This is a genomic window from Proteiniclasticum sediminis (genome assembly GCF_018128025.1).
Taxonomy (GTDB): Bacteria; Bacillota; Clostridia; order Clostridiales; family Clostridiaceae; genus Proteiniclasticum; species Proteiniclasticum sediminis.
This window is the reverse complement of record NZ_JAGSCS010000034.1, coordinates 2501-9474: the sequence shown is the minus strand read 5'-3', so window position 1 is coordinate 9474 and position 6974 is coordinate 2501. Positions and strand designations below refer to the sequence as shown.

7 protein-coding genes (1 of these 7 cut by a window edge) are annotated in these 6974 nt (G+C 41.0%); 5 read left to right on the top strand and 2 right to left on the bottom strand.

Going from position 1 to position 6974, the window contains the following annotated elements; all coding sequences use genetic code 11:
- The 5 genes from KCG48_RS14140 to KCG48_RS14120 form a co-directional block, all read left to right on the top strand.
- Positions 1–348: YodL domain-containing protein (locus KCG48_RS14140; RefSeq protein WP_211802827.1), on the top strand; the 348-nt coding region annotated here is incomplete at its 5' end.
- A 2-nt stretch (positions 349–350) separates the two neighbouring features.
- On the top strand, positions 351–575 hold the full coding sequence (locus tag KCG48_RS14135; RefSeq protein ID WP_211802826.1) for a transposon-transfer assisting family protein: 225 nt from the start codon (positions 351–353) through the stop codon (positions 573–575).
- A gap of 86 nt (positions 576–661) precedes the next feature.
- Complete coding sequence (locus KCG48_RS14130; protein WP_211802828.1) at positions 662–964, top strand: plasmid mobilization protein; 303 nt, start codon at positions 662–664, stop codon at positions 962–964.
- An 87-nt stretch (positions 965–1051) separates the two neighbouring features.
- Entirely contained in the window at positions 1052–1336 is a 285-nt protein-coding gene (locus tag KCG48_RS14125; RefSeq protein WP_211802825.1) for a CD1845 family protein, read from the top strand.
- A 78-nt stretch (positions 1337–1414) separates the two neighbouring features.
- On the top strand, positions 1415–2818 hold the full coding sequence (locus KCG48_RS14120) for a relaxase/mobilization nuclease domain-containing protein (RefSeq protein ID WP_211802824.1): 1404 nt from the start codon (positions 1415–1417) through the stop codon (positions 2816–2818).
- A gap of 347 nt (positions 2819–3165) precedes the next feature.
- Here KCG48_RS14120 and KCG48_RS14115 read toward each other — a convergent pair whose 3' ends face one another.
- On the bottom strand, positions 3166–4455 hold the full coding sequence (locus tag KCG48_RS14115) for a murein hydrolase activator EnvC family protein (protein WP_211802823.1): 1290 nt from the start codon (positions 4453–4455) through the stop codon (positions 3166–3168).
- Positions 4456–4704: 249 nt separating this feature from the next.
- Positions 4705–6974, bottom strand: the 3' portion of a protein-coding gene (locus KCG48_RS14110; RefSeq protein ID WP_211802822.1) for a heavy metal translocating P-type ATPase. It continues 88 nt past the right edge of the window; only the last 2270 of its 2358 coding nucleotides appear in the window; its start codon lies beyond the right edge, outside the window; it ends in the stop codon at positions 4705–4707.

The following is a 6974-nucleotide window of genomic DNA, read 5'->3' as shown; positions in this document are numbered from 1 at the left end:
TTCACCGGGCATAGCCTATCCATGAGCGATGTCATCGTCTTGAAGCAACACGGTGACTACACGGCTCATTATGTGGATGCCATCGGCTTCAAGGAAGTGCCGGAGTTCCTCAAACCCATCAATCCCTTGCGGAGCATCGAGGATACGGTGGAGCAAAATGACAATCAATTTGATGGACTGATCAATAACGTCCCTACCAAAGATTCGGATAAGACCAGAGAGGCTGTCGAAGGTCCTGAAGAGAAAAAGCCTCAGAAGGAATCCGTAAAGCAGCGGCTGAAAAAGTCTTCTGAAAAACCAGAGCTCAGCAAAACGCCACCTCACAAAACTGCAGAAATGGAGAGATAAAGATGGATAGATTCAGTATTGAAGAGCTTAACCTCATGTGTATTTATGATACCGGCTCCCGGTCCGGTCTGATTGCAGGACTTGAAAAAATCGCCCTGGAGCTTGCCCCTGACGACGCGGAACTCTCCGAACTTATCCAAAGTGCCTTGAAGAAGCTGACGGCCATGAGTGATCAGGAATATGGAGAGTTGATCCTGGTTCCCGACTACAAAGAAGAAGACGACTAAAGCAGAGCATCTGCTGCAGAAGGGTGGTGGGTACTTGAGGAGGTGATAATTTGGCAAACAGAAAGCGTCAGATCCCCATTATTATCATGGTCAACGAGCGTGAAAAAGCGCTGATCGAAGAAAAGATGCGCCAGTTAGGGACAAAAAACATGGGGGCTTACATCAGGAAGATGGCCATTGACGGCTATGTAGTCCGCCTGGACCTCTCCGATATTTCTGAACTGGTATCGCTCCTTCGAAGAAGCAGCAACAATCTGAATCAATACGCCAAGCGGGCTCATGAGACCGGACGCATCTATGAAGCCGATATTGAGGATGTCCAGAGCAGCCTCAAGAGTGTATGGGAAAAGGCGGATCAGATCATGATCCGCCTTTCCACCATAGACTAATTTTTTTATCGACAACATGGACGACATTGGGATTCCTTGCTACGATCAGGGTAGAAGAAAACTTTCGGATGAATGGAGGTGTGCAGCATGAGATTTCTCATCAAGCTGTTCTTATTCCCAATTACACTGGCTTTAACGATCCTTGTTGCTGCCTGCCGTTTGCTGTGCCAGCTGTCCACCATGGTGCTGGGGATCGTGGCTTTTGTATGCTTTGCCATCGCACTGGGAACCATGGTCCTGCTTCAGGATGTTCCGGAAGGTCTGAGATTAATGGGCTTGGCCTGGTTGATCAGTCCCTTCGGACTGCCGCTGATCGCAGCCTTCCTGGTTGAGCTGCTTGGCGTATTTAATGATTCCCTGAAAGCTATTTGACAAAGCGAAATATGATCCTGTGAAGGGCGCGGTGGAGCAATCTGCTGCGCCTTTTTCTTTTGGAAGGAGGTGTCCGCTGTGGCAACCACGAGATTAATCCCCATGCATGTCATCAAAGGTCAAACCGTGGCCCACACGGTACATGAGCGCCTTTCCTATGCCATCAATCCTGAAAAAACCAACAGCGGACAGCTCGTCAAAGCCTATGGCTGTGAACCGGAAACCGCTGCTGGAGAGATGCTGCTTTGCAAAAAAGAATATGAGACCTACATTGGACGCAGTGAAGAGAAGAAGAGCGACATCGTGCTCTATCAGATCCGGCAGTCCTTCAAGCCAGGTGAGATCACCCCAGAGAGGGCACAGGAGATCGGCTATGAGCTGGCCATGAGCTTTACCAAAGGCAAGTATCAATTTGTTGTCGCCACACATACCGATCATGCCCATATCCACAATCACATCATTTTCAATTCTACATCCATCGACCATACGCAAAAATTCAGAAATTTCCTTGGCTCCAGTGAAGCGATCCGGAAAATCAGCGACAAACTCTGCCTTGAGAACGGGCTCTCTATCATTGAAGCGCCAAAGCAAGGACCATCCCATTACGGCAAGTGGCTGGGCGATAAGAAACCACTATCCTGGCAGGAGAAGCTGAGACAAACCATCGATGCTGTCATGGTTCAAAAGCCAGCTGATTTTGACACCTTCCTGAAGCTGATGGTGGTGAATGGTTATGAAGTGAAACAGGGGCAGCATCTCGCTTTTAAAGCCAGTGGTCAGCAAAAATTCACCAGATTACGATCACTGGGTGAGGGATATTCTGAAGATGAGCTGAAATCAGCAATACTCGGGAAGAACGTCCACACACCAAAAGCAAAGAAACCTTATCGAAAAAATCCAGATAAGATCAACCTTCTGGTGGACATTCAGGCCAAACTGCAAGCAGGAAAAGGTCCTGGTTACGAGCGCTGGGCTAAGGTTTTCAACCTGAAACAGATGGCCCAGACCATCAATTTCCTGACGGAGAATAACATCACGGACTATGAAACCCTGGTTGAAAAAACAAAAGCTGTAACGGATCGTTATCACGAGCTGTCACAGCATATTAAGCAAATTGAAAAAAGGATGGCTGAAATTTCAGAACTGAAGAAGCATATTATCAACTATGCGAAAACGAAGGATGTCTTTACGGCTTATCGAGAATCCGGATATTCTGGAAGGTTTTATGAAGCAAACACAGAGGATATTTTGCTTCATCAATCTGCGAAACAAGCATTCAGTTTGCTCTCAGCAAAGCAAATACCTGCCATGAAAAATCTTCAATTAGAATACCGGAAGTGCTCGAGTGCGAAAAAATCGCTATCAGCAGACTATAGGTCTATGAAGAGCATTATGAAACAATCTGTAATCATAAAAAACAACGTCGATCTTATTATGGGAGCCTCATGCCCAGAAGATAAAAAAATAGAGCGGGTTCTATAGAATATGAATAACCAATAAAATCGATAATATAGCCAACTAGCCAAATCGGGTGTCCAAGCAACTTGTTGATCTGGATAACAATCTAAAAGAACATAGACATGTTTCCATGTTCTGGATGGCTCGAGAGGACAGTATTGATGTCATTTGCACCGTACGTTCGCGGGAATTTATCAATGGCTTTTTTGTTGTTTTTCTAGAAACTGACGTTCGCGGGAAAGTATCAACCAGTTGAAGCCCTCATAAAATGGTTGTATTAAGCCAAAAACTGCAATTCCAATTGATAAACAGTTGGGAATGCAGTTTTTTTGCTATTAGATAATATTTTATTAGATATAGTTAACTTAATTCTAAAGTCCTAGATACGGTGCTGGATTTACCAAGTTGCCATTTAGCCTGAATTCAAGGTGTAAATGCGGACCTGTGCTCATACCAGTAGATCCTACATATCCAATAATCTGACCTTGAGATACTTTTGATCCATAACTAGTGTTAAGTGCACTCATATGCGCATATAGGGTTGTGACCCCATTACCATGATCTATGATAACATTATTACCATAAGTGGAGTTATAAGATGCCCGAATGACTGTGCCTGCCCTAGTTGCTTTGATTGACGTTCCGGATGTAGCTGCAAAGTCAATACCGGTATGGAGTTTTCTATATCCCAAAATTGGGTGTATTCTGTATCCATACGAAGAAGTAACTATTCCTGATACAGGCTTAATATAACCTGCATTTGTGTTGTTTTGTTGTGAGTTGTTATTCCCCAGAGATACTGTATTCTTATTTGCTTCAGCTCGAATCAAAGCCGATATTTCATCCTGAAGTTCTTTATTCTCTTCAATGATATCTCCTATATCAGAAGCTATTTCCTTCTCTTCTTTTGTTAGGGAATTTATAGCGGAAGACTTTTTAGTCTCCAATTTCTTAAGATCTGATAATTTTGATGTATAGGCCAGATTTTCAGTTTCAAGCTTTTCTTTTTCCTCGATGAGCTTGGCCCGTTCATCTTGAATAACAGCTTTTGAAGCTACTAAATCTTTTTTGGATACTTCAAGTTCAGCTTTTATTAACGTCAATTCTTCCATAATGGAATTCACTTGCTGAATAATCTCTTTGTCCATTTCTACCACTTTATGGATGAGCATCAGCTTATCTGTAAAGTCAGCCAGACTCTCCGATTCAATTAAGGTGTACAGAATACTGCCTACAGAGTTATTCATGTAAGCAGATCTTACTCTGGAGTCGAGTATTGCTTTTTTCTCTTCAAGTTCAACTTCTTTCTGAATAATTTCAGATTGTCTGGTATTGATCTCATTTTCAAGCGAACTAATTTTTTCATTAGTTGCATTTATCAAACTCTCTCTTGCCTGTATTTCTGATTCTTTTTGTGTGATAGCAGTGTTTAAGGTTTCTGCTTCCCTTGCAACGGAAGTAAATTGATCAATAATACTTTGCAATTCACTACTGAGCTGTTTTTTTTCAGCATTCAATTCTTGCTTTTCATTTTCTAAGTTTTGAATGGTTTCTTGATTTTCTTTAATTTGATTTTCTTTATTATTTACCGTACTAGCAAAAACAGTAATATTAGAAGCAATAAGCATTGTAACTGTCATAAATATAATTTTTTTCTTCATTGCACTCTCCTCTCTAACTGGTAATATTTTACTATAAATTTGAATTATAAAAAACAACTACAGATAATTTCACAATTCTTAACAAGTTTGCAAATCAGTAGATTAAGATATATTCCAATACAAAAGGTATCTATTCCTTCATCGCTCTGTATAATAATCAACTAAAAGGTTGTACATAATTTGATAATTTTAAGTACCTCAAATAAGTACAACCTTATTTCGTCAAATATTCAGTTTGATAGCTATTTGTTAAAGATTTTTTGTATTCATAACCCTCATCGCATTTAATACTGCAATGATAGCGACACCAACATCAGCAAAGACTGCTTCCCACATTGTAGCTAGTCCACCGGCGCCTAGGATCAATACTATTCCCTTTACAACTAACGCTAATGCTATGTTTTGAAGAACAATTCTTCTGGTTCGCTTCGAAATCTTAATTGCACTAATCAACTTGCTTGGTTCGTCAGTCATGAGTACAACATCTGCAGCTTCGATAGCTGCATCAGAGCCAAGTCCGCCCATTGCAACTCCAACATCTGCTCTTGCCAATACAGGGGCATCATTTATTCCATCACCGACAAAAACTATACGACCTTTTGTGGTTTTTTCTTTATATATTAATTCTAGCTTTTCAACTTTTTGATCAGGAAGTAACTCAGAGTAAACTAAATCGAGTCCAAGCTGCTTGCCAATCTTATCGCCAACTTTCTTATTGTCCCCTGTAAGCATTACAGTCCTTCTTACTCCAATTTCTTTCAAACCGGCAACTAACTTTTCGGAGTCTTGTTTAATTTCATCTGATATAACAATTGATCCAGCATATTTTCCGTCTACTGCGATGTAAACAATAGTGCCTACATCTCCGTTCATGTCAAAGGCTATTACTTTCTCTGTCATAAGTTTTGCATTACCTGCAAGGATCTCCCTGCCTTTTATATTCACTCTAAGACCAAGACCTGGAATTTCCTCATGTCCACTTATAACAGTTGTATCAATTTCTTTCCCATATGCTTTCATAATAGATAGTGCAATAGGATGGTTTGAATAGTTTTCGGCATAAGCAGCATTCTCTAGAAGTTCTTCTTCTGAAATTCCATCTACAGGATTTATCTCCGTAACAATGAAAACTCCTTTTGTCAAAGTTCCAGTCTTATCGAACACCACAGTATCCACATTATTTAAAGCCTCAAGATAGTTACCACCTTTTATAAGAATACCATTTTTTGACGCTCCGCCTATTCCGCCAAAGAACCCCAGAGGAATTGATATGACTAATGCGCAAGGGCAAGATATTACAAGGAAGACCAGCGCTCGATATATCCAATCAGAAAATGTCGCGCCATCGATGACCAGCGGAGGAATCACCGCTAATGCAAGAGCTGCTGCTACAACAAAAGGTGTGTACACTCTTGCGAATTTTGTTATAAATTGCTCTGTCGGAGCTTTCTTACTGCTCGCGTTTTCAACAAGCTCTAGGATTTTTGAAACCGTCGATTCACCAAATTCTTTTTTAACCTCTATAGTCAAAAGTCCATTTTTATTGATGAATCCTCCATAAACCTCAGACCCTGCTTCTACCTCTCGCGGTACTGACTCTCCTGTTAATGCCGATGTGTCAACCATTGACATCCCTTCTACAATAGTTCCGTCAAGTGGGACTTTTTCTCCTGGTTTCACTACAATAAATTCACCGATTTTTACATCCTCTGGTGATACTGTCCTTAACTCATTTCCAACTTTCAAGTTTGCATAATCAGGTCTGATATCCATGAGATCTGCTATGGATTTTCTCGATCGATTCACAGCTAAGTCCTGGAAGAACTCTCCCACTTGGTAGAATAGCATTACAGCAACACCTTCAGGGTACTCACCGATTGCAAAAGCACCAATAGTAGCAATCGACATAAGAAAACTTTCATCAAAAAGCTGTCCGTTTTTTATATCTTTGACCGCTCGTAGTACAACTTCTCCACCAGCTAAGAGGTATGCAGCGAGAAACAGCATAAATTCCCACTGATTTGGTAACTTAAAAGCTAACGCTGTGCCAAATATTAAACCACTCAATCCCAGCTTAATGAGCTGGGTCTTGCTTTCGCCTGCAACATGTTTGTGGCCATCTTCTTGCTCAACTTTCTCGGATTCATCATGTATAGTCACATCTGGCTCTATCTTTTTGATCACGAGCTTTGCAGCTTCAATTATTCTATATAGATCCTTAGTATTTGATTCCAAGTTAAGTTTTCCAGTTGTAAAATCTACACTTGCGCTCTTTACCCCATCCAGTTCCTTTATTCTACTCTCAATTTTAATGGCGCAATTTGCGCAATCAAGGCCTTCCAATTTGAGAACTTTCTTGGTAATTTTCTCATGATCGCGCTCTGAAACTATTACATCCGGCTCGAGCTTACTCACAATTTTCTTAGTGCCATCTACAACTTGCTTTTTCGCATCTTCACTGCTGAGTTCTATTGTCAGGATCTTTGAAGCGAAATTTAGTGATGCTTCTTTAACGTTTT

Excerpts from the sequence above, each read along its gene's own strand:
- KCG48_RS14115 (WP_211802823.1), bottom strand. The coding sequence starts at position 4,455 with ATGAAGAAAAAAATTATATTTATGACAGTTACAATGCTTATTGCTTCT.
- KCG48_RS14135 (WP_211802826.1), top strand. The coding sequence starts at position 351 with ATGGATAGATTCAGTATTGAAGAGCTTAACCTCATGTGTATTTATGAT.
- KCG48_RS14125 (WP_211802825.1), top strand. The coding sequence starts at position 1,052 with ATGAGATTTCTCATCAAGCTGTTCTTATTCCCAATTACACTGGCTTTA.
- KCG48_RS14130 (WP_211802828.1), top strand. The coding sequence starts at position 662 with ATGGTCAACGAGCGTGAAAAAGCGCTGATCGAAGAAAAGATGCGCCAG.